25 protein-coding genes and 1 pseudogene are annotated in these 23,488 nt (G+C 35.7%); 19 read left to right on the top strand and 7 right to left on the bottom strand.

Annotated elements, in window-relative coordinates:
* Positions 1 to 1,158, top strand: coding sequence for an ABC transporter permease subunit (locus IGI46_RS20230; protein WP_429966043.1), 1,158 nt, complete (start codon positions 1 to 3; stop codon positions 1,156 to 1,158).
* Positions 1,159 to 1,525: 367 nt separating this feature from the next.
* Here IGI46_RS20230 and IGI46_RS20225 read toward each other — a convergent pair whose 3' ends face one another.
* Both IGI46_RS20225 and IGI46_RS20220 read right to left on the bottom strand, forming a co-directional pair.
* Positions 1,526 to 1,750 (bottom strand): hypothetical protein, encoded by a 225-nt coding sequence (locus tag IGI46_RS20225; RefSeq protein ID WP_429966044.1) that lies wholly within the window; start codon positions 1,748 to 1,750, stop codon positions 1,526 to 1,528.
* Positions 1,751 to 1,776: 26 nt separating this feature from the next.
* Complete coding sequence (locus tag IGI46_RS20220; protein WP_429966045.1) at positions 1,777 to 2,367, bottom strand: TetR/AcrR family transcriptional regulator; 591 nt, start codon at positions 2,365 to 2,367, stop codon at positions 1,777 to 1,779.
* 281 nt (positions 2,368 to 2,648) lie between these two features.
* On the opposite strand from IGI46_RS20220, the gene IGI46_RS20215 reads away from it, so the two are divergent.
* The 6 genes from IGI46_RS20215 (at position 2,649) to IGI46_RS20190 (ending at position 8,593) form a co-directional block, all read left to right on the top strand.
* Complete coding sequence (locus tag IGI46_RS20215; protein WP_429974142.1) at positions 2,649 to 3,461, top strand: DNA alkylation repair protein; 813 nt, start codon at positions 2,649 to 2,651, stop codon at positions 3,459 to 3,461.
* 119 nt (positions 3,462 to 3,580) lie between these two features.
* The gene (locus tag IGI46_RS20210) at positions 3,581 to 4,246 is read left to right on the top strand and encodes a response regulator transcription factor (protein WP_429966048.1); all 666 of its coding nucleotides are present in this window, start codon (positions 3,581 to 3,583) and stop codon (positions 4,244 to 4,246) included.
* A gap of 91 nt (positions 4,247 to 4,337) precedes the next feature.
* Positions 4,338 to 5,240, top strand: a complete 903-nt coding sequence (locus IGI46_RS20205; protein ID WP_429966049.1) for an ABC transporter ATP-binding protein — start codon at positions 4,338 to 4,340, stop codon at positions 5,238 to 5,240.
* A 1-nt stretch (position 5,241) separates the two neighbouring features.
* A complete protein-coding gene (locus tag IGI46_RS20200) occupies positions 5,242 to 5,979 on the top strand; it encodes a hypothetical protein (RefSeq protein ID WP_429974141.1) in 738 nt (245 codons plus the stop codon).
* Positions 5,980 to 6,090: 111 nt separating this feature from the next.
* Positions 6,091 to 6,909, top strand: a complete 819-nt coding sequence (locus IGI46_RS20195; RefSeq protein WP_429966051.1) for a sensor histidine kinase — start codon at positions 6,091 to 6,093, stop codon at positions 6,907 to 6,909.
* A 7-nt stretch (positions 6,910 to 6,916) separates the two neighbouring features.
* Complete coding sequence (locus IGI46_RS20190) at positions 6,917 to 8,593, top strand: ABC transporter permease (RefSeq protein WP_429974140.1); 1,677 nt, start codon at positions 6,917 to 6,919, stop codon at positions 8,591 to 8,593.
* A 97-nt stretch (positions 8,594 to 8,690) separates the two neighbouring features.
* Here IGI46_RS20190 and IGI46_RS20185 read toward each other — a convergent pair whose 3' ends face one another.
* From IGI46_RS20185 to IGI46_RS20165, 5 genes are all read right to left on the bottom strand, one after another.
* The gene (locus tag IGI46_RS20185; RefSeq protein WP_002367047.1) at positions 8,691 to 9,881 is read right to left on the bottom strand and encodes a site-specific integrase; all 1,191 of its coding nucleotides are present in this window, start codon (positions 9,879 to 9,881) and stop codon (positions 8,691 to 8,693) included.
* A 79-nt stretch (positions 9,882 to 9,960) separates the two neighbouring features.
* Positions 9,961 to 10,167 carry a hypothetical protein gene (locus IGI46_RS20180; RefSeq protein WP_003744413.1) on the bottom strand — a complete coding sequence of 69 codons (207 nt, stop codon included), beginning with the start codon at positions 10,165 to 10,167 and terminating at the stop codon, positions 9,961 to 9,963.
* Positions 10,168 to 10,788: 621 nt separating this feature from the next.
* On the bottom strand, positions 10,789 to 10,989 hold the full coding sequence (locus tag IGI46_RS20175; protein ID WP_002372173.1) for a helix-turn-helix domain-containing protein: 201 nt from the start codon (positions 10,987 to 10,989) through the stop codon (positions 10,789 to 10,791).
* A gap of 65 nt (positions 10,990 to 11,054) precedes the next feature.
* Entirely contained in the window at positions 11,055 to 11,459 is a 405-nt protein-coding gene (locus IGI46_RS20170; RefSeq protein ID WP_002415733.1) for a sigma-70 family RNA polymerase sigma factor, read from the bottom strand.
* Between the two features lie 17 nt (positions 11,460 to 11,476).
* On the bottom strand, positions 11,477 to 11,935 hold the full coding sequence (locus tag IGI46_RS20165; protein ID WP_010783800.1) for a hypothetical protein: 459 nt from the start codon (positions 11,933 to 11,935) through the stop codon (positions 11,477 to 11,479).
* 267 nt (positions 11,936 to 12,202) lie between these two features.
* Here IGI46_RS20165 and arsD2 point away from each other — a divergent pair, with 267 nt between their 5' ends.
* The 12 genes and pseudogenes from arsD2 (at position 12,203) to IGI46_RS20105 (ending at position 23,225) form a co-directional block, all read left to right on the top strand.
* Entirely contained in the window at positions 12,203 to 12,514 is a 312-nt protein-coding gene (gene arsD2, locus IGI46_RS20160; protein ID WP_003744430.1) for an arsenite efflux transporter metallochaperone ArsD-related protein, read from the top strand.
* Positions 12,515 to 12,533: 19 nt separating this feature from the next.
* Positions 12,534 to 14,273 carry an arsenite efflux transporter ATPase subunit ArsA gene (gene arsA, locus IGI46_RS20155; RefSeq protein ID WP_003744432.1) on the top strand — a complete coding sequence of 580 codons (1,740 nt, stop codon included), beginning with the start codon at positions 12,534 to 12,536 and terminating at the stop codon, positions 14,271 to 14,273.
* A 90-nt stretch (positions 14,274 to 14,363) separates the two neighbouring features.
* Positions 14,364 to 14,657 (top strand): ArsR/SmtB family transcription factor, encoded by a 294-nt coding sequence (locus IGI46_RS20150; RefSeq protein ID WP_002333381.1) that lies wholly within the window; start codon positions 14,364 to 14,366, stop codon positions 14,655 to 14,657.
* A 1-nt stretch (position 14,658) separates the two neighbouring features.
* Positions 14,659 to 15,030 carry an arsenite efflux transporter metallochaperone ArsD gene (gene arsD, locus IGI46_RS20145; RefSeq protein WP_003744436.1) on the top strand — a complete coding sequence of 124 codons (372 nt, stop codon included), beginning with the start codon at positions 14,659 to 14,661 and terminating at the stop codon, positions 15,028 to 15,030.
* Positions 15,031 to 15,162: 132 nt separating this feature from the next.
* Positions 15,163 to 15,528 (top strand): As(III)-sensing metalloregulatory transcriptional repressor ArsR, encoded by a 366-nt coding sequence (gene arsR, locus IGI46_RS20140; protein WP_003744438.1) that lies wholly within the window; start codon positions 15,163 to 15,165, stop codon positions 15,526 to 15,528.
* A 35-nt stretch (positions 15,529 to 15,563) separates the two neighbouring features.
* Entirely contained in the window at positions 15,564 to 17,306 is a 1,743-nt protein-coding gene (arsA, locus tag IGI46_RS20135; RefSeq protein WP_002333378.1) for an arsenite efflux transporter ATPase subunit ArsA, read from the top strand.
* Between the two features lie 79 nt (positions 17,307 to 17,385).
* Positions 17,386 to 18,466: pseudogene (gene arsB / locus IGI46_RS20130) on the top strand (arsenite efflux transporter membrane subunit ArsB).
* Between the two features lie 29 nt (positions 18,467 to 18,495).
* Positions 18,496 to 19,551 carry an arsenite efflux transporter membrane subunit ArsB gene (arsB, locus tag IGI46_RS20125; RefSeq protein ID WP_003744449.1) on the top strand — a complete coding sequence of 352 codons (1,056 nt, stop codon included), beginning with the start codon at positions 18,496 to 18,498 and terminating at the stop codon, positions 19,549 to 19,551.
* 20 nt (positions 19,552 to 19,571) lie between these two features.
* Positions 19,572 to 21,245 carry an FAD-dependent oxidoreductase gene (locus tag IGI46_RS20120; RefSeq protein WP_010785419.1) on the top strand — a complete coding sequence of 558 codons (1,674 nt, stop codon included), beginning with the start codon at positions 19,572 to 19,574 and terminating at the stop codon, positions 21,243 to 21,245.
* Between the two features lie 24 nt (positions 21,246 to 21,269).
* The gene (locus tag IGI46_RS20115) at positions 21,270 to 21,449 is read left to right on the top strand and encodes a hypothetical protein (protein ID WP_003744454.1); all 180 of its coding nucleotides are present in this window, start codon (positions 21,270 to 21,272) and stop codon (positions 21,447 to 21,449) included.
* A gap of 77 nt (positions 21,450 to 21,526) precedes the next feature.
* Positions 21,527 to 22,462: an ABC transporter ATP-binding protein gene (locus IGI46_RS20110; RefSeq protein ID WP_002372158.1), complete on the top strand. Its 936-nt coding sequence runs from the start codon at positions 21,527 to 21,529 to the stop codon at positions 22,460 to 22,462.
* Positions 22,455 to 23,225 carry an ABC transporter permease gene (locus IGI46_RS20105; RefSeq protein WP_429974139.1) on the top strand — a complete coding sequence of 257 codons (771 nt, stop codon included), beginning with the start codon at positions 22,455 to 22,457 and terminating at the stop codon, positions 23,223 to 23,225. Before IGI46_RS20110 ends, IGI46_RS20105 begins: the two co-directional genes overlap by 8 nt.
* The last annotated feature ends 263 nt before the right edge of the window (positions 23,226 to 23,488 follow it).

Here is a 23,488-nt window from a genome sequence, read left to right as displayed (position 1 = left end):
ATGCTACAATTAATTAAATATGAAATTCAAAAGGTATTGCTGAATAAGGCAATTTTGGGAGCATTCGTGGTATTTTTGATTGTCTTAGGCGGGATTTTTCAGATTTATTTAGTGAATTCACGGATGCATAGTAGGCTTGAAGGGGACATCTCACGCAGCGCAGCTGTTCAAAAAAATAGTGCTATCACCGCTAAGTACGAGGGGGATCTAACCAGTCAAAAAATCCACGATACGCTGGTTGATTACAGTGAAGAACGAGCAAAAAATCCAAATTCAGATTTTTTCGATATGTATTCTTACTACACGATTACTACTTTTACTAAAAATTCAGGGGACTTATTCACTCAGATTTACGATGCTGCACAAGAAGGAAAAGTTTTTCCGATCAAACAGTCCCGTATCAAAACTTTGGATCAAGTCGGATTCAATCAGCCAGAAAATGGCTATCTTCAAACGGGTAATTTTCCAAGCTGGTCCATTCTAATGGATGCCTTAGATCGAATATTTATACTAACGTCACTTTTGATTATCTTCCTGTGCTCGACAATTTTCTCTAATGAGGTATCAGGAGGGAATATAGGGCTGCTACTGTCAACTAAATACGGTCGTTCCAAATCAACAGTAAGTAAACTGGCTGCGGCAATGCTTTTAAGCTTAGGAATTTTTCTATTTGCTCAGCTCGTGACGATTATTCTTTTCCAAATTATTTTTGGGTTCAGCGGTTGGAATGTTAGTGTTCAAGCTAACTTAATGTGGCGATTGTATGATTTTCCTTGGTTTATTAATCTTCTGCAAGTGTTCTTTTTGACTAGAGGTGTTCAGATTGTCAGTGTTTCAGCTATTGTGGCAATGACCTGCTATGTTTCAAGTATGACCAAATCACCGTTTAGTTCCTTAGCTATTTCTTTAGGTGCATTTTTTGCACCGGAGCTTTTACTAAGAGTTTTTAAAGAAGGGGTCCCAGCGAAGATCTTACAATTATTTCCGATTAATAACTATGGATCATTAAAAATACTCCAATTGATTCAGCTGAAGGAAGGCTTTCTATTTGGCACAGTACTAATGAACTTGATTGGGGTGCTGATTATTTTCCTTCTAGCAAAAGGGGTATTTGACTGGTTGGTTTACTGGCGAATGAAACGTTATCGAATCTCCTAATTGATAAAAATTAAGCGAATTTCCATTAGGGAAATTCGCTTTTTGTATGGAGAGTTTGTTATAAATAACCAAGAAACTAAAGCTGTGGTGTACTATTGAAACTAACGAATACTTGAAAAAAGCCCTCTGAAACGAAAGCAAAGGGGGCAATATATTAAATAGAGATGTTCTACATAAAAATTAAGGAGATTCTTAATGACAAGGTTATGAACAGTTGGAAGACTTATCCACCGTTTCAAAAGTCATAGGTATGGTGAAGGCATGACTTGTTGCAGAGTTGAATTTGGCTATAAAGTTTGCACGGTGAATACTGGAATAATTTTAACAACTACATAATTCTTCAGAAAAAAAGTAGATGATTGCTCATCTACTCTTCGATTGCCAGCATCACGGCACCGGCTGCTCCTAGGACGCCTAGAACAGTTAAAGGAGCTTTTTTGAAGACAACGCCTGATGTAATCAAACCAATTCCTAATAATCCATTGGTAATTGCAGAAGAAGTTTTCATTTTTTTGCTAGGTCGTGGCAATTGAATGGTCAGTCCCAGTTGTTTAGCTGCTTTCTCGAAATAATTTGCTGTTTCATTGATCATTTCATATTCCTCCTGTATTCATCAATTTAGTCAAATAATTCATTTACTAAGGTATCCGCCATAAAATTAAATACATCGAAATAATTGTAGATGGCTGCAATCGTTTGTTTTGTGGTAATCGTCGAAAGTAATGAACTAAACACAGCATAAGATTTTGCACGCTCGATTTTAGGTTTCAAATTTGCTGCTTGCAGCGCTGATTCAAAAAATTCCAGACTGTCAAATTTCAATGCATGCATTTCTTCCTCTGACAATTTAGTGACAAATGCTCGGAAGTCAGGTGTGTTCACATCATATAGAAAAGGTTTGCGATCGAATTCGCGAAATAGCTCTTTCAAAGCTTCCGCAAAGCCACGTTTATTCGGCTGCTTCATGACCGTTTGCATAAATTGCTCCTTCAAACGATTTTGTATAGTCAGCGAAGTTTCGTAAAAAAGTTCCTCTTTGGTGGTAAATAGAGAATAAAAAGTGCCAATTGCAATCTTAGTTTTTGTACAAAGTTCTTTAATGCTTGTTTTTCTGTAACCTTGCGAAATCCAAAGTTTTTCACAAAGAACTTGCAGATCGTACTTGAGCCGCTCTTTGTCCTCATAAGACAATACCGGTTTTAAAGGCACTTGAATCCTCCTTTGTTGAAACATTCTTTATGAATATTCGTATAAAATATTCATAAATTAATTTTATCACATTTATCTTAACTGTCAATCTCCCATTGCCATTTTTAACTAGGTTTTTGTTGCCTAATATAACCATTAAATTAAACTCTCTAAAATGTTAGTTTCATTCTAAAAACTGAGCATTATTCTGAAAAGAACCGTACGAGCAGAAGCATATATGCTAAAATCAAACTAATTAATCCTAATGAAGAATTTACAAAAAAGATAGTAAGGAGGGGCTCATGGAACCTATTAAGCGAAAAGGTGCTCGTACGACGAAAGAAATACCAAAAAGTACACTTAAACGATTAAATCAAGGTGAACTAGAAAGTGCAAATGTGGTTGAATGGTTTGCCATAGATCGCCGACTGTTGTTAGAACAGGTCTTGGTCAAGCATGATCGGGAAAAGTATTTACAGCCTATTTTAGAAATGGTTGACTCTTTGGAGAAACAAACTAGTAACCTGATAAGTGAAACGATTGGCGCAGGATTGCTTCAACAAACCATACTTTATGACGACAAAGAATTTTTCAAAATTATTTCTCACTACTCATCTGATCTGGTTCGCAGCTGGGGAACGTTTATGATTGGGAAAAATACAGATTTAACTCTTAAGCAGATGCTGGAAAAGATTCGTCCCTTTGCTGCTGACGTTCATTTTAATGTCAGGGAAGAGGCTTGGACAGCGGTTAGACCTAGAATTATTGCCAACTTAGACGAAAGTATTCATAGTTTATCAGAATGGAGTCTGTCTGAGAATGACAGTCTGCGACGGTTTGCCAGCGAAGTTACTCGTCCTCGTGGTGTATGGTGTAAACACATTGAGGTTTTAAAAGAAAATCCGCAGCAGGGCTTAGTGATTCTTGAACCCCTCAAGTCAGATCCATCTAAATACGTACGAGACAGCGTGGCAAACTGGCTGAACGATGCCAGTAAAACTCAGCCAGAGTTTGTAAGGCAGGTATGTCAATGCTGGCAGGAGGAAAGTGAAACAAAGGAGACGCAGTACATCATAAAAAAAGCTTTAAGAACAATCAATAAATCTAAGAATTGAGGAAGGGATCTATTATTTCACCATAATAGGTCTTTTTTTATTATCTTGAAAAATACGACAAGTGGGCTGATGAATATGCTATTATTTTTATAAGAAAACAAAAATGGAGATAAAGACGTATGAAAAAAGTACTAATTATTGAAGACGATGCTGAAATTAATCACTTGCTGCAGGTAATATTGCATAAAAAAAATTGCCAGGCAACTGCTGCGTATTCTGGAACGGAAGGATTACTTCAATTGCAGCAACAGTCTTTTGATTTGATTTTATTGGACTTAATGCTGCCAGGGATGACAGGGGAAGATGTTTTACAAAAGATCAGAGCAACTAGTTCTGTTCCAATTATTGTCTTATCTGCCAAAAAAGCCATTGAGGATAAAGTTCAGCTGCTGAAAAACGGAGCGGATGATTACATAACCAAGCCTTTCAGTGAAGATGAGGTTGCTGTTAGGATCGACGTACAGCTGAGGCGGATGATTCACAGCAACGAGCAAGGAAAAAGCTGGCGAGAAATTCGAGTAGACTCCTCAAGACATGCCGCAACGATTTGCGAGAAGGAATTGCAGCTAACAAATGCTGAGTTTGACATCCTTTGTTTATTTCTCGATTATCCAGAGCGGGCTTTAGCGAAAAGAGAGATTTACGAAAAAATTTGGCGAGGCACTTACGTCGGGGATGACAATACAATTAGTGTTCATGTGTCTAACTTAAGAAAAAAGATCGCAAAAGAAACAACAGAGGAATATATTAAAACTATTTGGGGAATTGGGTTTGTGCTGGTATAGCTTCTTTATGATTTCTTTATGAGTTGCTTAAAGCTTATTCACGGGAAATAAACTAAAGTAAAGCTAACAAAGGAATGAAGGAGTTGAAGCCATGGCTGTTGTCATCACTGTAAATGGATTAACGAAGCACTATAAAACAGAAGCCGCCGTTGAATCACTGGATTTTACCCTTGCTAAAGGGGAAATTTGCGCCTTAATTGGTAAAAACGGTGCAGGAAAATCAACCTTCTTTAAAATGCTCTCCGGACAGCTCCAGCCGACGAGCGGCGAAATCCAACTTTTTGGCAGCTCTGAACCGGCAGAGTCTCGTAGTCGGATTGGTTTTCTAATTGAGGAGCCGCCCTTTTTTTCAGATTTCACAGCACAGCAGAATTTAGAGTATTTTCGGATTCAACGTGGGGTAGTTGAAAAGTCCAAGATTACTGAGGTTCTGGAACAGGTTGGACTTACCAATCAGGCAAGAAAAAAGGTTCGGGAATATTCAATGGGAATGAAGCAACGGCTGGGTTTAGCGCTATGCTTGCTGGCTAGTCCTGATTGTCTTGTTTTAGACGAACCGACAAATGGCTTGGATCCAGAAGGTATTAATCAAATCCGTCAACTGTTGCTGGAGCTGAACCAGCAAAAGCAAGTGACTATCCTAATCGCTAGTCACATTTTAAAGGAATTGCAGCTAATTGCCACTCGCTACGTTTTTATTCATGAAGGAAAACTCATTGAAACGATTAGTCAGGCAGAATTACAGGAAAAATGTCAAAAGCAGTTGAAGCTGAAGGTGAATCGAAGCGACCAAGCTGCCCAATTATTGGAGCGTAATTTTCCGAATATCCAGTATCGTTGTTTATCCAGTGGTTGGATTAGTATTCAAAATCACTTAGAAAACAGTGCAGAGATCAATCAACTCTTAGTAAGTAACGGTGTTTCCATCAGTGAATTAAGGATAGAGGATTTGAAGCTGGAAGACTATTTCTTACAACGAATTGGGGAAAGCTGACATGATTAATTATTTGGCCAGTGAGAAGTATCGTCTATTTCGTAGAACCGCATTTTATATATCCAGTGTAGGTTATTTACTGATTAGCTGTGGGATTACGGTTGTTTATAAGAATATGTCTGATAGTTTTTTTGAAACCACTTGGCTATTCTATTTTAGCAATTTGTTAATAACTGTCGTGATCAATTTCTTTATGGTAGTACTTTTCAATTCTTTATTAATGGGAAAAAATGATGGGGTATTAAAACAGACGCTTGCTTTTGGGATTTCTAAACAGACGATTTTTCTAGCTAAATTATTGATCACGCTAGGTGTTTTATTGGTTGTATTTGCAGCGGGTGTAATACTGACAGTGTTTTTAGGAGAAACTTTATTCACTGCTGATCCAGGAATTTTAAAGGATTACTTCATTTCTATCAGTAATTTTTTACCACTGTTTATTAGCATGTTTGTCTTTGGACATGTACTAACAATGCTTCAGATTAGTCAGATTTTTAGGATTCTAGTTTTATTTTTTAGTTATACTTTAGCAGGAGAGCTGCTGTATGGAATTCTTCGCTTGTTTGTCAAAAATGAGCAGTTATCTTACTATTTTCCTTCCAATCTATTGGCTGAGGTCGTTAATCAATTTTTTGAGGGAAGGGTCTCGCCAATGCCGGAAAACTGGATAGCGGGCGGTATCGTAGTCGTTTTATGTTTAATTATCGGGTTGAGCTTGTTTAACCGAAAAGATTTTTAGTGATAGAGAGGGTTGAAGATGTTGGTGAGTTGGATTCTATGTGGCATATTTTTGGTTCTTTTCGTCAGTAGCGTTCTGCTGATCCAGCTTTACCGCTGGGATGTTAGAAAAATGACTAAGCAGTTGGAAGAAATTATTGCCGAGCTCGGCACCAATGAACATCTTCGAACAAATTCTCGTAACCAGGAACTTAATCTTTTTGCGAAGCAGGTAAATAATTTAATCACACAGTTTAAGCAAGAACAACAGCATGAGCAGCAGCAGTCTAGGAAGCTGAAACAGGAAATCACTAATATTTCTCATGATTTACGAACCCCCTTGACCTCAATTAAGGGCTTTTCTGATCTGCTGCGGGATGAGAATCTCAGTGAAACTGAACGAAGCGCTTATCTAACGATCATCCAGCAGAAGATTGACGATCTAACTAATACAGTTGATCTATTTTATGAGCTTTCTTGTTTAGAATCATCGGATCAGCCAGTTCAACTAGAAGTCCTTTCATTAGAAGAAATTTTAATCCCCACTTTACTGACTTTTCATCAGGAGCTGGAGAGGCGTCAATTGGAAATTCAGATTGATGAAACGAATCTAATGGAGCTGATCAAAGGAGATAAAAAAACAATCGAACGAATTTTCATCAATCTCCTGCAGAATATTTTGCGGTATGCCGAATCTTATGTTCAGCTGTCTATTCAAAAGAATTCAGGATTTCTGATTCTCCAAGTAAAAAATGATACCGATCAACCCCACTTGATTGATATGGATAGAGTATTTGAACGAACCTATACTGCTGACACCAGCCGGAAAAACGGACAATCTGGTTTAGGCCTATATATTGTTCGGTTACTGGCCGAAAAGCAAGGTGGCAAAGCACAGGCATTTCTCGAAAACAATTCCTTTGTACTTGAAATTTATTTTCCGAGAAAGTAGGGTGCGTATGTACAAACAATTGGTCTTGAATGACATCAAAAAAAACAGACTAATTACCGCAACGATTACCATGTTCATTTGTTTAGCAGTTTTATTAACTTCTTTAGCGGCAGGACTCGCTGTCAACTTAGCAAGTGCCATTGACCATAGTATGGAACAAGCCAAAACACCTCATTTAATGCAGATGCATTCAGGAGAAGTTAACCAAGCAAGACTGCAACAGTTTGCTAAAGCGCAAGCCAATGTTCAGGCGGTTCAAACGAGTCCTTTTCTAAATCTTGAAGGATCAGAAATTACGATCGGTGAGCATACTTTGAAGGATAGTATCCAAGATAATGGAGTAACTATCCAAAGTAAAGATTTTGATTATTTGTTGGATATAGAAGGCCAGATTATTCAACCAAAAAAGGGAGAAGTTTATGTTCCATTATACTATCTAAAAGAAGGACAGGCGAAGCTAGGGGATCAATTATCCATTCATGGAATATCTTTCAAGGTTGCTGGATTTTTGCGTGATTCACAAATGAATGCAGCACTGATCTCTTCAAAACGGTTTTTACTTCATCCTGCCGACTACCAGCAGCTGGAAAAGTTCGGCAGATTAGAAACATTAATTCTTTTTCGATTAAAGGATCCTTCAAAGATATCTGATTTAGAAAATGCGTATGCAGCAGCAGGTTTAGAATCCAATGGACCGCCTTCGGTCAGCTACCAAAATTTCAAATTGGCTAATGCTATTACTGATGGAATGATGATAGGTGTGCTAGTTATTATCAGCCTCCTGGTTATATTAGTTACCTTTCTGTGTATTCGCTTTACATTATTAGCAAAAATAGAGGAAGATTATCAAGAAATTGGTGTCTTAAAAGCCATAGGAATCCGCGTTTCCATGATTCGTAAAATTTACTTGGCAAAATATGGTGTGCTTTCTTTATTCGCTGGAATTCTAGGATTTGTCAGTGCTCTAGTGCTTCAGCAACCTTTGATGGAAAACATTCGGTTATATTTTGGAGAAAGCAATAATGGCATGCTAAGTGTAATGTTCAGTTTATTTGGGGCAATCCTAATTGTCAGCATTATCTTACTTTATACTAACGGATTAATGAGACGATTTCGTAAAATATCAGCGGCACAGGCGATTCGGTTTGGTGCTCCTAAAGAGAAGACCGGAAGAAGCAGCCATTTCACCTTAAGTAAAAATCATCTTTTTTCCACCAATGTCTTTTTAGGAATCAAAGATGTTTTGGTGAGGAAAAAATTGTATCTGACGATGCTGATAGTCGTGATTATTTCTGCTTTTCTAATGATATTACCTAGAAATCTTCATACGACTATCTCATCAAAAAGCTTTATGACTTATATGGGGATTGGCCGATGCGATTCACTGATTTATCTTCAGCAGACAGATAATATTCCTGAGAAGACAAATCAAATAGCTAGTGATTTAGCGAAGGATCAAACCGTTGAAAACTATGCGGTGTTAACTAGTTATATATTTGATGTCGCCATGCCTGATCAAACAACCCAACGTTTAAAAGTTGAACTCGGAGACCATATACAGTTTCCAGTTGCTTATGGAAAAGGAGCATTCCCTCAGTCAAATTCACAAATAGCTTTATCAAACATGGTAGCAGATGATTTAGAGAAAAAGGTAGGAGACACACTGGAAGGCAGTGTTGGCTAAAGCCTTTTTTAGCACTAGAAACGTTGATTTATCAATGTTTCTAGTGCTTCTTTTTTTCGTAAAAGCAAACTAACTACAAAACTAACTACAACAGCGATTAAAATAAATATTTCTCTTTTTCAATGAATTGTGCGAATTGATCTGCACTGCGTTCTTCACGTTCAGGATAGAAGTAGTTATAGACCTGACGAGTCATTTTAGAATCTTTATGACCAACTCGGTACATAATATCCTCTAAGTTCATATCAGCCATTGCGCAAAGAGAGACATGTGTTTTTCTAAATTCATGAAGTGTAATTCGTTTTAAGTTGTACTTAGTCGCTATGACATCATACCAGTCATTTGGCTGACCGGGGCGACAAAAAAGATTATCTTTATTAGGGAAGACTAGCTGATGCTTATTCGTTGCTCTAATTCCCAAAACCTTAAACTCAAACTGCTGTCTAGTTCGCCATTCCTGTAACATAGCCATCGTTTCTAAATCAATTGAAATAGTCCTTTTACCGGCATTTGTTTTGGCGCTTTGACTGGCTACTTTAGTTTTTTTAGATTTTGGATCGTACTCAACTTCTGCCAATGTTTTACTGATTGTTAATTTGTTGTTATCAAAATTAATATCGTTCCATTCTAAGGCAAGTATTTCAGATTTTCTTGCACCAGTGTAGGCTAAAATACGAAAATAGGTTTCGATTTTCATATTGCCATGTTTTTTACAAGACTCCAAGAAAATAGCTAATTCTTTTGGTGTATAAACAGTCATTGTTTCTGTAGCGACTAAATGTTCATCAATTTCTTGACGTTTGATTGGTTCAGTTTTACGCATGGGATTTTCAAGAATCAATTCCTGTTGAACACCATATTGTAAAATTTGAGCAACAGCCCTGCGGAAATAATAAGCTTGCTTATAACCATCTCTTATCCAGCGACGATTGACTTGAGTACAAAATCGGACTGAAATGTCTTTAAGCATTTTATTTCCGAAGTATTCAAGTGCATGATCTTCAATCGCTCTTCTTGTTATCATGATAGTAGATGGTTTTACTTTTAAACGATATTGTTCAATAAATTCTTCATAAAGCTCTTTAAACGTAATATTACCATTCATCTTTAACTTATTTTTATCAAAATCAAGTTGTAACTGTCGATAAGTTTGCTGGGCTTCTTTTTTTGTTTGGAAACCACTTCTAGTAGTGCGTACTTCTTCACCAAATTCCGTTTTTCCAAGGTAACATTGGAATTTCCAAAGCTTTTGATTATACTTAGTGTATTGTTTAAAAGATACTGACATATAAAATCTTCCTTCCTAATTCATTATTTGGATTAGGATATTTTGTTGTTTGTAAGATTTTAATATTCGTTTTTATTCCCTATTTATGTTCAGCGCTTTTTAATTGATTTAAAACGTTCTTTAAGTCTTCTAGGTCATATAAATGTTGTCTCCCGATAATAACCGCTTCTAAACCGTTTAGATGAAGCATTTTTAACGTGTCGAAACCAATATGCAGCTCTTTCATTAAGGTTTGTTGGTTCACATATCTACCAAGAATCAAAGGTACTTTATCAGGAGTATTCATAGGCAATTTCCTTTCTGAGACTAATAGAATATTCAAAATTAATCAATAAAATTTTATTCAACCTTTCTTTCAGATATAGTATATGTTTCAAGGGATGCGAGCTAGAAGCAAATACTGTATATTGATTATAAGACTTCCAGCTCCCATTTCCTAGAAAAATATTGATGAGTTAAAATCTTACTTCTTACAAATATCGTTTTGATTTTATAAATTGGATAAATAGAAATATGTGTTTAAGCTTCAATATCTTAAATAGTTATCTGTAAATTTGTCTCTTTTCTTCTATCAAATTATCTTTTGTCAAAAGATATCATAGGAGTTTCACCTCTCCCCAGTTTATGGCGAGCTTTACAGAAGTATCATTATATTCTTTGCATGTCGTGGCAGTAGGTGACAAGTCTACTTTGCTTGAAAAAAATCGCTCGCAATAAAATACACGGTCATGGCGCTTTTCAAGCGTTGCTCAATACAAAGAAAACGTATTTGATAGAAGATTATTCAATTATCAAAGAACAATGTTTCTATAAGTAAATTGGAAAAAGAAGAAATAAAAGCAACATAATTCTGATTTTTTTCAAAAAAGATAGAAAAGAGACAGGCAAAGTAGCCTGTCTCTCTAATTTAACCAAGGTATTTTTCTGGATCAAAATTGCGGACTATTTTTATAAAAGTTTCAGTTAAGTTTTGAAAGCAATCTTCATCCAAATAGCCTTGTCTGGATGCTTCTTTAATTAGCAAGGGCTTGAAATCTTTAAGTAACAATTCCATAGCTTGTTCATCCCCTTTTTTGGCTTGTTCAATTAGTGGTAAGAAATTTTTCATTATATCCCCCCTTCCTTAATGTTAGGTGAAAGAAGGAAGGGGGAGCACGATTGTTACACCATTGATTATCTTTTTAAAAATACCTCAAGTTTTTTTAATAATCTTTTTCTGAATATAGAGACTCCTTGACGGCTGATATCAAAAATTCGGGCAATTTCACTATCTGTTTTACATTGAATATATTTTTCATAAAGTAGTTTTTTTTCTTTGAAGTTTAGTTGTTCAATAGCCCTAGATAGCGCTTCGTTCTCAGCGAAATTTTCTAGATTCATAATTTCAGATTCTGAGATAAAATCAAGAGATAAATAAGATTCGGATATACTGCTTCTCATAATATCTTCTAATGAATCAGTTGGAAAGTAGGTATGAGAATATTTTTGTTTCTTTTTTAGGCAAGCACTGGCAGAATTTTTAATAGATTGCTGTACATAACTAACAAATAAATAGTTAACTTCAACTTCTGATTTCATGATTGAATCATCCTTTACTAATTATTTAATTTATACTGCCAGTAACCTCGAGTCACTTTCTCGACGTTTATAGAAGAATCTGAATTCATTCTTGGTAAAATATTGTTCGTCAAATTTGAGTAGTTGATAGATAGTTGAAAATCATTAATCAATTTTTCATATATTTGTTTATTACTTAGTGGCACACCATGACTTTTAAGAAGATGAGAAATTTGTAATGCTATTTTTGAGTAAGGAAGGTAGGATTTTCCTTCTTTTTTTGCTAATAAGTACTTAGCGTTCTCAATATCTTCTTTTTTAATATGATTTTGTCTCATTGTCGAATATTCATTATTTTCGTGAACATTCGTGTTAGTTTGACTAAGCTCATTTAATCGCTCTTTTAAGTCAAAATATTGTTCAGTTAGTTGTCGTCTTTCAGTCATAATTGCTTGCATAAGATGGTAAATGACTTTTTTTTCTTCTGAAATATTCATGTTTTCTCCTTTCAAATTAGGTATTCAACAATAAATTGAAATACCTAATGGAAAAAGCAACAAATATTATATATTGACAACACATAGATTCTCATCTATATTATACATAGATGTCCGTCTATATGAAAGGGTGAGGCGTATTGAAATGAAAAGACTTAGTTGATATCAAAAAAGTATAAAAATAAACAGTAGTCTTAAGGGAGACAATCTCCTTATTTTTTTGAGCATCACATAGATGTGCATCTATGTGGTTGAGGAAGGGATAAAATGAAATCATTAGTTTTATTTGAGTCAGAGATGTGTTGTGGTATCAAGATGACAGGAGCAGAAGTAAATAAAAATCTATTATATTTGAGCCCAACATTACAGAAAATTCAACGAGAAACAAATTACGAAGTGGAGCGTCATAGCTTAACAATTGAACCAAATGTATTTTTGGAAAATGAGGAAGTCAAATCATTAATAGATAAAAATGGCATTAGTGTCTTACCGATAACCATTGTGGATGGAGAGGTAAAAAAGTTTGGTGCCTATCCCTCATTAAAAGAATTTGAAAATTTTACAGGTGTAAATGAATAAAAATTTAGGAGGAAATATCATGGAAATGTATCAACCAGAGGCAATTCATTTAACGAAATATCTATTTTTCACAGGTAAAGGAGGCGTTGGGAAAACTTCTACAGCTAGTGCTACAGCAACTTATCTAGCTGACAAAGGGAAACAAGTCATGTTGGTTAGTACCGACCCAGCAAGCAATTTGCAGGATGTCTTTGAATTAGAACTCTCAAATAAAGGGACTAAAATTCCTAATGTAGAAGGTTTAGTTGTCGCTAACTTTGACCCTGTGGAGGCGGCTAATGACTATAAAGAAAGTATTGTAGGACCTTATCGTGGTAAATTGCCAGATTCAGTTTTGGAAAATATGGAAGAACAATTGTCAGGCTCTTGTACTGTAGAGATAGCCTCATTTAATGAATTTGCCAATTTTTTAACGGATAAAGAAGCCTCTACAAAATTTGATCATATTATTTTTGATACTGCCCCAACAGGTCATACTCTGAGAATGCTTCAATTACCTTCTGCTTGGAATAATTATTTAGATGAGAATGAGACCGCAACTGCTCCTTTAGGACAATTATCAGGTGCTGTAGACAAAAAAGAAATGTATGATCTAGCTGTTAAAACCTTAATTGACGGTCAGAAAACGACGTTGATGTTGGTAACGAGACCGCAAAAAACGTCTTTATTAGAAGCAGATAGAGCGTCAAAAGAATTGGAAGAAATGGGGATTAAAAATCAAGCATTAATTATTAATGGGGTACTGGAAGAAGCAACAGATAAAGTCTCTGAGGAATTTTATGCTATTCAACAGGAAGCATTAAAACAGATGCCAGCAAGTTTAGCTAAGTATCCAGAATATTTTGTACCATTACGTCCATATAATTTAACTGGAATTGAAAATATTAGAAAATTATTGAATGAACATCAAGAAGAACTATTGACGGGATCAATTAAACCAAAAGAATTTCCCCACTTACAAGCCATTGTGGATAATTTATATAAAACGGATAAAAAAGTTATTTTTACAATGGGTAAAGGTGGCGTAGGGAAGACGACGATAGCCGCAGCAATTGCAATGGCATTAGCGGATAAAGGGAAAAAAGTTCATTTAGCAACGACTGATCCAGCAGCACATCTTCAATTTGTTATTTCAGAAACTGACAAAATTAGCGTGAGTCATATTGATGAAGAAAAAGAACTAGCAGATTATCAGTCTGAGATATTAACAAAAGCTCGTGAAACAATGTCAGAAGAAGATGTGGCATATGTTGAAGAAGACTTACGTTCCCCTTGCACACAAGAGATTGCTGTTTTTAGAAAGTTTGCGGAAATAGTTGAAGGAGCAGATAGTGATGTTGTTGTGATTGATACCGCACCAACAGGTCATACACTATTGCTATTAGATTCAACACAAAGCTACCACAAAGAGATTGAACGTTCTTCTGGAGATATACCCGAGTCTGTTCAAAAGCTACTGCCTAAGTTACAAAATGGGGATGAAACAGAAGTAGTAATGGTCACATTACCCGAAGCAACACCTGTTTATGAATCAATTCGATTAAAAGATGACTTGGAGAGAGCGGGAATCGCTCGTACTTGGTGGGTAGTGAACAATAGCATGCTTTCTAGCGGAACAACGAACCCAATGCTTTTAGCAAGAGCACAAAATGAAGAAGTTTGGATTGATAAGGTAGCAGAGCTGTCTAACAATCATTACGCAGTGATTGAATGGAAAGCTGAGGATATTTCAGGAGATGCTTTAAGAGATATTTTATAATTTACGAGATAACTCATATTTTACTCATTGACAAAACATAGATAAAGTTCTATATTAAATATAGATGAACATCTATATGGAGGTGAGAATATGGATTATTTAGGATTATCAAAAATTATGAAGGCAATTGCAGAGCCTAATAGACTTCAAATATTAGATATGATTTCAACTGGTGAAAAGTGTGCATGTGATATTTTGGATAATTTTGATTTTACTCAGCCGACACTATCACATCATATGAAGGTTTTAATTGAGGCGGGAGTAGTAACCGCACGTAAGGAAGGCAAATGGCAATATTATTCTCTGGTAACAGAGAACATTGAAGAATTTCAAGAATTAATACATCAGATATTGAATATAAAACAAAAAGAAGGAGTTATGTAAAATGAGTAAAGTATCGTTGTATGAACCAGCAATGTGTTGTGACACAGGAGTTTGTGGTCCCGGAGTAGATACAGAATTGCTTCGAGTTTCCTCTATTATTCAAACATTGGAAAAAGCCGATGGTGTAGAAGTAGAGCGTTTTAATTTAACAGGTAATCCTGCGGCATTCATAGAAAATGAAAAAATTGGGGAGTTGTTACAGTCTAAAGGAGCCGACATACTACCAGTTGTTTTATTAGATGGTGAAATTGTGAAAATGGCTGGTTATCCGTCAAATGAGGAGTTTAGTGTCTATACTGGTGTTAATTTCTCAGAGGATAAGAAAGAAGAACAATCAAATAGTTGCTGCTCTCCATCATCTGGATGTTGCTAAACGAAGAAACTAAAGCTTATGAGAAGAAATTCTCATAGGCTTTTTTATTAAGTGAGACAGAATCTATTGACAATAGATAGATGAACATCTATATTATATATAGAAGAACTTCTATGTATGGAGGGATGAAAGATGGATTATGAATTAACAGCAAAAGTTTTTAAAGCATTAGGAGACCCAAAAAGAGTTCAAATTGTGGATATGCTCTCTTGTGGTGAGCGTTGTGCATGTGATTTATTAGAGCATTTTGAATTTACGCAACCAACGCTTTCCCATCACATGAAAGTGTTAATGAATGCAGGGATTGTTCAAGCCAGAAAATCAGGGACATGGCACAACTATTCATTGAATGCGGAGAATATGAAAGTATTATCTGGTGTTATTCAAACAATAATTCAAAACACAGATGACTGTATTTGTCATACGATTGATAATGCTGCATGTTCTTGTGAGGGTAAAGGGAGAGTAACAGCTACAAAGAAAGTAACAACTGCTTAGAATGATGATGTTAAATTTAAAGGAGGAAACCAAACATGAAATTGTACCAACCAGATCAGCTACCATTAACAAAGTATCTATTTTTTACAGGAAAGGGAGGTGTTGGTAAAACAACGACTGCTTGTGGCACTGCTACTTATTTAGCAGATAGTGGGAAAAAAGTTATGTTAGTCAGTACCGATCCAGCAAGTAATTTACAAGATGTTTTTCAAACAGAATTAACAAATAAAGGGAAAGAAATTCCAGAAGTTCCGGGATTAACTGTAGCAAATTTTGATCCAGTAACAGCAGCTGATGACTATAAAGAAAGTGTTGTAGGACCATTTAGAGGGAAACTACCTGATTCTGCTTTAGCGAATATGGAGGAACAATTATCTGGTTCTTGTACAGTAGAGATTGCTGCCTTCAATGAATTTTCTGGTTTTTTAACTGATCCAGAAGCAGAGAAAAAGTATGACTATATTATTTTTGATACCGCACCAACAGGTCACACGTTAAGGATGTTACAGTTACCGTCTGCATGGAGTAATTTTATGGATGAAAATACAACAGGAGCTTCATGCTTAGGTCAATTATCTGGTTTAGGTGATAAAAAGGAAATTTATGAGCATGCTGTAGCCACATTAGCTGATGGAGCAAAAACAACTTTAATGCTTGTAACTAGACCACAAAAGGCACCACTTTTAGAAGCAGATCGAGCTTCTAAAGAATTACAAGAGATAGGCATTGAAAATCAAGTTTTATTAGTGAATGGCGTCTTAGAGGAAGCAACAGATAAAGTATCTCAATTGATTTATGATGGACAACAAGAAGCGTTGGCACAAATGCCAGATAGTTTGAAAGCTTTTCCTGAGTACAGTATTCCTTTACGTTCTTACAATGTGACTGGTGTTGAAAATCTACGCCAATTGTTGAAATCCAATCAAGGTGAATTTTTAACTGAAATAGTCACACCAAGAGCATTTCCTAGATTGAAAGACATCGTGAATGAGTTGCATCAATCTGGTAAAAAAGTGATTTTTACAATGGGTAAAGGTGGCGTTGGGAAAACGACTATTGCTGCGGCAATTGCCACTGGTTTAGCAGATAAAGGCAAGAAAGTTCATTTGGCTACAACCGATCCAGCTGCTCATTTACAATTTGTGATTTCTGAATCCGATCAAATCAAGGTGAGTCATATCGATGAGGACAAGGAATTAGCAGATTATACAGAAGAAGTATTAAGCAAGGCTCGTGAAACGATGTCACCAGATGATGTTGCTTATGTAGAAGAAGATTTACGTTCGCCTTGTACACAAGAAATCGCTGTATTCAGAGCTTTTGCAGAGATTGTGGATGATGCCGATTGTGATGTGGTAGTTATTGATACCGCACCAACAGGACATACATTACTATTACTTGATTCTACCCAAAGCTACCATAAAGAAGTAGAGCGGACATCTGGTGAAGTACCAGAATCAGTGAAACGTCTCTTACCTCGTTTGCAAGATGGAAAAGAAACCGAAGTGGTCATGGTCACTTTACCTGAAACAACACCTGTTTATGAATCTATGCGACTACAGGAAGACTTGGATCGAGCAGGCATTGCTCATACATGGTGGGTCGTGAATAACAGTATGTTAACAAGTGGTACAACAAATCCAATGTTATTAGCCCGAGCACAAAATGAAAATACATGGATTGATAAAGTAGCAGAATTATCTAATAATCATTATGGGGTTGTAGAATGGCATGCAGAAGAAATCTCTGGAGAAGCACTACACAATATATTGAATTAGAAGCATTTTATTTTTTTTATTGATAGATAGAAATTTTTCTATCTATCATGCACTTATTTGAATTTTATGATGGAGGAAGATGATGATGGAAAAAGAAGAACAAAAAGGATTGGGAATATTTGAAAAATATTTAACGCTTTGGGTGGCTTTGTGTATGGTTACGGGTGTTTTAATTGGGAAATATTTGCCAGCTGTTCCAGCAACTTTAGGGAAATTCGAGTATTATCAAGTATCTATTCCAACAGCAATCTTAATTTGGTTGATGATCTATCCGATGATGTTGAAAATAGATTTTACTAGTATTGTCAATGCAGCTAAAAAACCTAAAGGTCTGATTGTAACCTGTACAGTGAATTGGTTAATTAAGCCATTTACGATGTATGCCATTTCAGCATTTTTCTTTTTCGTTGTATTTAAAGGGATTATCCCAAATGATTTAGCCAAAGAATATGTTGCAGGAGCAGTATTGTTAGGTGCGGCACCCTGTACTGCAATGGTCTTTGTTTGGAGTTACTTAACCAAAGGAGATCCAGCTTATACATTAGTTCAAGTTGCGATTAATGATTTAATTATTTTAGTGTTGTATGCGCCAATCGTTGCTATTTTATTAGGTGTTGGAAATGTAGCTGTTCCAATTAATACATTGATTTTGTCGACTGTTTTATTCGTAGTGATTCCACTTCTTTTAGGTGTTGTCACTCGAACATTCATCATAAAAAATAAAGGACTTCATTATTTTGAAACAGTATTTCTAAAAAAATTTGATAAGGTTACGATTATTGGGCTTCTCTTAACGCTAGTGATTATTTTTTCTTTTCAAGGTGAAAGAATCTTGAATAATCCACTGCACATTCTTTTGATTGCAATTCCGCTAACCATTCAAACACTATTTATTTTTGCTATTGCGTATACATGGGCTCGCTTTTTGGAAGTTGCCTCATTCGATTGCTGCTCCGGCAGGCATGGTTGGAGCTAGTAATTTCTTTGAATTATCTGTAGCAGTAGCCATCTCACTATTTGGTTTACAGTCAGGGGCAACATTAGCAACAGTAGTGGGCGTATTGGTTGAAGTACCAGTCATGTTGCTATTAGTTAAAGTTGCGAATAGTACAGTTGGATGGTTTCAAAAAAATGAGTTACCTCAATCGTTAAGAAGCTAGTTTAAGAAGACTAAATTTATTACTTGGAGATGTTGATTGTGGCAGGTGTAACAAAAAAATTATCATTATTGGATCGTTATTTAACCCTCTGGATTTTTCTTGCAATGGGCTTTGGTATTGGATTAGGTTATTTTGTACCAGAGGTTGTGACAGGAATAAATAAACTGGAAGTTGGAACAACTTCTATACCTATTGCGATAGGCTTGATATTAATGATGTATCCACCGTTAGCTAAGGTGAAATATGAAGAGATGTGGCGTGTCTTTAAAGATTGGAAGGTTTTATTATTATCACTTTTCCAAAACTGGATTGTCGGTCCCATTTTAATGTTTATTTTAGCTGTTGTCTTTTTACATGATTATCCTGAATATATGGTGGGGTTAATTATGATTGGTCTGGCTCGTTGTATTGCAATGGTAATTGTGTGGAGTAACTTAGCTCAAGCGGACAATGAGTATACGGCAGGATTAGTGGCGTTCAATTCCATTTTTCAAATTATCTTTTATTCAGTGTTTGCCTATATTTTTGTGACAGTTATTCCGGGATGGTTAGGCTTAGAAACGCATGCTGTTTCAATTGGAATGGGTGAGATTGCAACAAGTGTTTTCATTTATTTAGGTATTCCTTTCATTGCAGGCTTTTTATCTCGTTGGATTCTAATAAAGAAAAAAGGAAAGAAATGGTATGAAGAAAAATTCATTCCTAAAATTAGTCCAATTACATTGGTTGCCTTATTATTTACAATTGTTGTGATGTTCTCCGTTAAAGGAGAAAAAGTCATTGAACTTCCAATGGATGTAGTAAGGATTGCCATTCCATTACTCATTTATTTTGTCCTTATGTTCTTTGTTTCATTCTTTATTTCTAAACGTATGGGAACCAGTTATCCAATTGCAGCTTCATTATCGTTTACCGCAGCGAGCAATAATTTTGAATTAGCAATTGCGGTAGCAGTTGGCGTATTTGGTATTAATTCAGGGGAAGCCTTTGCAGCAGTAATTGGTCCACTAGTGGAAGTTCCGGTTTTGATTGGTTTAGTAAATGTAGCATTGAAATTTAAGCAAAAATATTTTAAGCAAACTTAAAAAAGGAATGAGGCATCTTTATGAAAATTGTGATTATTGGTTCAGTAGCAGCTGGGACAAGTGTGGCTGCAAAGGCTAGACGAAATACAGAGGAAGCAGAGATTGTTGTCTACGACCAAGACAAGGATATTTCCTATTCAATTTGCGGGATTCCTTATTATATAGGAGATGAAGTTGAAGAGTTAGATAAGTTGACCCCTAGAAATGCTGCATGGTTTAAAAAGCGTTATAATGTAGATATTTTTACAGAGCATCGAGTGACAGCTATTCATCCTGAAACTCAAACGCTTGAGGTTGAGAATCTTCAAACAAAGGAGAAGAAAACCGAATCCTATGATGAATTGGTTTTAGCAACAGGATCCAAACCGATTGTGCCAGAGATTTTTAAAGCACAGCAAGCTAATAGAAATCTTTTTCATGTTCGTACTATTCAAGATGCTGCTGCCATTCACTCATTTATTGAAAAAGAAAAGCCACAACAAGCTACTATTATTGGTGCAGGCTTTATTGGATTAGAAATGGCAGAGCAATTGGTTCATAAAGGAATAGAGGTAACTATTATTCAACGTGGCAATCAAGTCATGAAACAAATGGATGCTGATATGGCTTATCGTGTCCAAAAGGAGCTTGAAAAGAATCATGTTAAGCTCCAACTGAATACAACAATCACAAAAGTAATAGAGAAGGATGGCTATATTACTGAATTAGCAACCAATCAAGAGCAAACAATCAAATCGGATTTAGTCATTCTTGCAGCTGGTGTTACTCCGAATACTTCACTTATTCAATCGACAACTATTCAATTGGGAAAATCTGGTGCGATTAAAGTGAATAAGAAAATGCAGACAACGGTACCACATATTTATGCGGTAGGAGATGTTGCTGAGAGCTATTCTGTCATTACAGATAAACCAATATATCGTCCACTTGGATCAACTGCTAATAAGATGGGTAGAATTGCTGGTGATATCATCACAGGAGGAACACTGGAACATCGTGGTATTTTAGGAACTGGTATTGTTCGAGTTTTTGATTTAGCGGTTGCATATACTGGTTTAACAGAAAAAGAAGCTAAATTAGAAGGATTAGAGACAGCTATTCTTTATAATATTAAGCCAGATCATGCGGACTACTTAGGTGGAAAAGAGCTGACAATCAAAGCTTTAGCAGATAAAAGTAGCGGGAGAATTCTTGGAGCTCAGATTATTGGAGAGCAAGGTGTAGATAAACGAATTGACGTAATTGCCACTGCAATTTCATTTGGTGCAGTAGCAGAAGATTTGTTCCATTTAGACCTTGCTTATGCACCACCATTTGCGACAACGAAAGACCCCGTTCTTTATACTGGAATGGCGTTAGATAATGCAATAAGCAATGGAACACCTTTAATGACCCCAACTGAATTGATTGAGCGACAAGCAAGTGGAGAACAACTGCAAATTATTGATACTCGTTCCAAAAAACAATATGAAATTTCTTGTGTTAAAGGGGCTATCCATATTCCATTAGCAGAAATACGTGATAGAGTGGCGGAGCTAGATAAAAATGTAACAACAATCACGTATTGTAATAAGGGCGTAACTGGAAATGCTGCTCAAAATATCCTGTTAAACGAAGGATTTAAAGAAGTCTATAATTTATCTGGAGGAAATAAAAATTACCAGATAATTGCCCAAATGCTCGCCTCTAACTGATTTAATGATGAAGGGATTAAATAGATGACAGAAGAAAAAAGAGCGCTGGCAAGACTTGCTGGTATCTTGGGAGCTTTCCTCGCTGCCAAACTATTAAACTATCAAATAAATGTTAGTATATTTGTAAATTTTGTTATAATTGTTGTGGTTCTATATGTTTTAGCTAAAAAAAGAGAATCTAAAGCTAAAGAAGACAGAAAATAGTTTGTCGCAAATGCAGTTGCACCTTGACTGCATTTGTTTTTTGACAAAAGAAATATGAGTAAGGAGGTAATGAGTAAATGAGCTATGCACTAGATTTAAAAGGCTTAAAAAAAGTATATGCGACCGGTGTTGAGGCGCTGCGTGGTATTGATTTAACTGTAGAAGAAGGAGATTTTTATGCACTGCTAGGTCCAAACGGTGCTGGAAAATCAACAACAATTGGAATTATTACCTCACTTGTTAATAAGACTGCTGGTCAAGTAAAGGTTTTTGATTATGATATTGATAATGATTTAGAGCGAGCAAAGCAACAGATTGGTCTTGTGCCGCAGGAATTTAATTTTAATCCGTTTGAAACGGTTCAACAAATTGTAGTAAATCAAGCAGGATATTATGGTGTCTCAAGAAAAGAGGCACTGAAACGTAGTGAAAAGTATTTGAAGCAGTCCAATTTATGGGAGAAAAGAAACGTTCGTGCCCGTATGTTATCTGGAGGGATGAAACGAAGACTTATGATAGCTCGAGCATTAATGCACGAGCCACGTCTGCTAATTCTTGATGAACCAACTGCTGGAGTGGACATTGAGCTTAGAAGAGAAATGTGGGCATTTTTAAAAGAGTTAAATGAAAGTGGCACAACAATCATTCTTACAACTCATTATTTAGAAGAAGCAGAGATGCTTTGTCGTAACATTGGAATTATTCAATCAGGTGAGCTAATTGAGAATACAAGTATGAAAGCACTTCTATCAAAACTACAATATGAGACTTTCATTTTTGATTTAGATAGCTACGACAAAAAGCCTGTGATAAAAGGTTATAAGCACTTTTTTGAAGATGATCTAACACTTGCTATAGAAGTTGAACGAAATCAGGGAGTTAATAATATTTTTGAGCAGCTCAATCAGCAAAATATCAAGGTTCTTTCTATGCGCAATAAATCAAATAGATTGGAAGAGTTGTTCTTAAAAATTACCGAAGACAAACATCAAAAGGAGGAGAAAAATGTTTAGTATCTACTTTACAGCACTTAAAAGCTTAGCAGTTAAGGAAACCAACCGTTACCTACGGATATGGGTACAAACTTTAGTGCCTCCTGTTATTACGACCTCATTATATTTTGTTATTTTTGGAAAAATGATTGGTGGTCGTATTGGTGATATGGGCGGCTTCTCCTATATGGAATTTATTGTACCAGGTTTAATTATGATGTCTGCAATCACAAGTTCTTACGCAAATGTTTCTTCATCTTTCTTTTCTCAAAAATTCCAAAAGAATATTGAAGAGCTATTAGTTGCACCTGTACCCACACATGTTATTATTTGGGGATTTGTTATTGGTGGACTGGGTAGGAGTATCTTAGTTGGGACATTGGTTACAGTCATTTCTCTATTTTTTGTTCCACTTCATGTTTATTCATGGTTTATTGTGGTGATTACATTATTGATGACTGCAATTTTATTTTCATTAGCAGGCTTAATTAATGGTGTTTTTGCACAATCTTATGATGATGTTTCAATTGTACCAACATTTGTTTTACAGCCATTAACTTATTTAGGTGGTGTATTTTACGCCATTTCAATGCTACCACCTTTTTGGCAAGGAGTTTCAAAAGTCAATCCTATCGTTTATATGATTTCTGGGTTCAGATACGGTTTTCTTGGGACAATTGATGTGCCACTCGTCATTTCTATAACGATTCTAATTCTTTTTATTATCATCCTTTATTCTGTTTGTTGGTATCTTGTTGATAAAGGGAAAGGGCTGAGAAGCTAGTAAAGAAGGAATATCAAAGGTTGAGAGAGTAAAAATTAGATTATTAAACAGTAAAAAGATAGAAACTTATTTGTATTTCAATAATAAGCTTCTATCTTTTTTAATTTTAATGTCATCAAACGAATTAATTGAACAACAAATGATTGGAACAGGATTCAAATATTGAAACTTTTTCTAAGAAATTGCATATAGCGAAAATGACAAAGCTTGCTGTCTGTATAAGTTAGTATCGGAACAAGGGAGCGTTCATAGACAATTGTATG

It is taken from the genome of Enterococcus sp. AZ163 (assembly GCF_050498925.1).
Lineage (GTDB): Bacteria > Bacillota > Bacilli > Lactobacillales > Enterococcaceae > Enterococcus_A > Enterococcus_A ferrettii.
The sequence above is the reverse complement of the archived record's forward strand: the minus strand, read 5'-3'. Positions and strand labels throughout refer to the sequence as shown.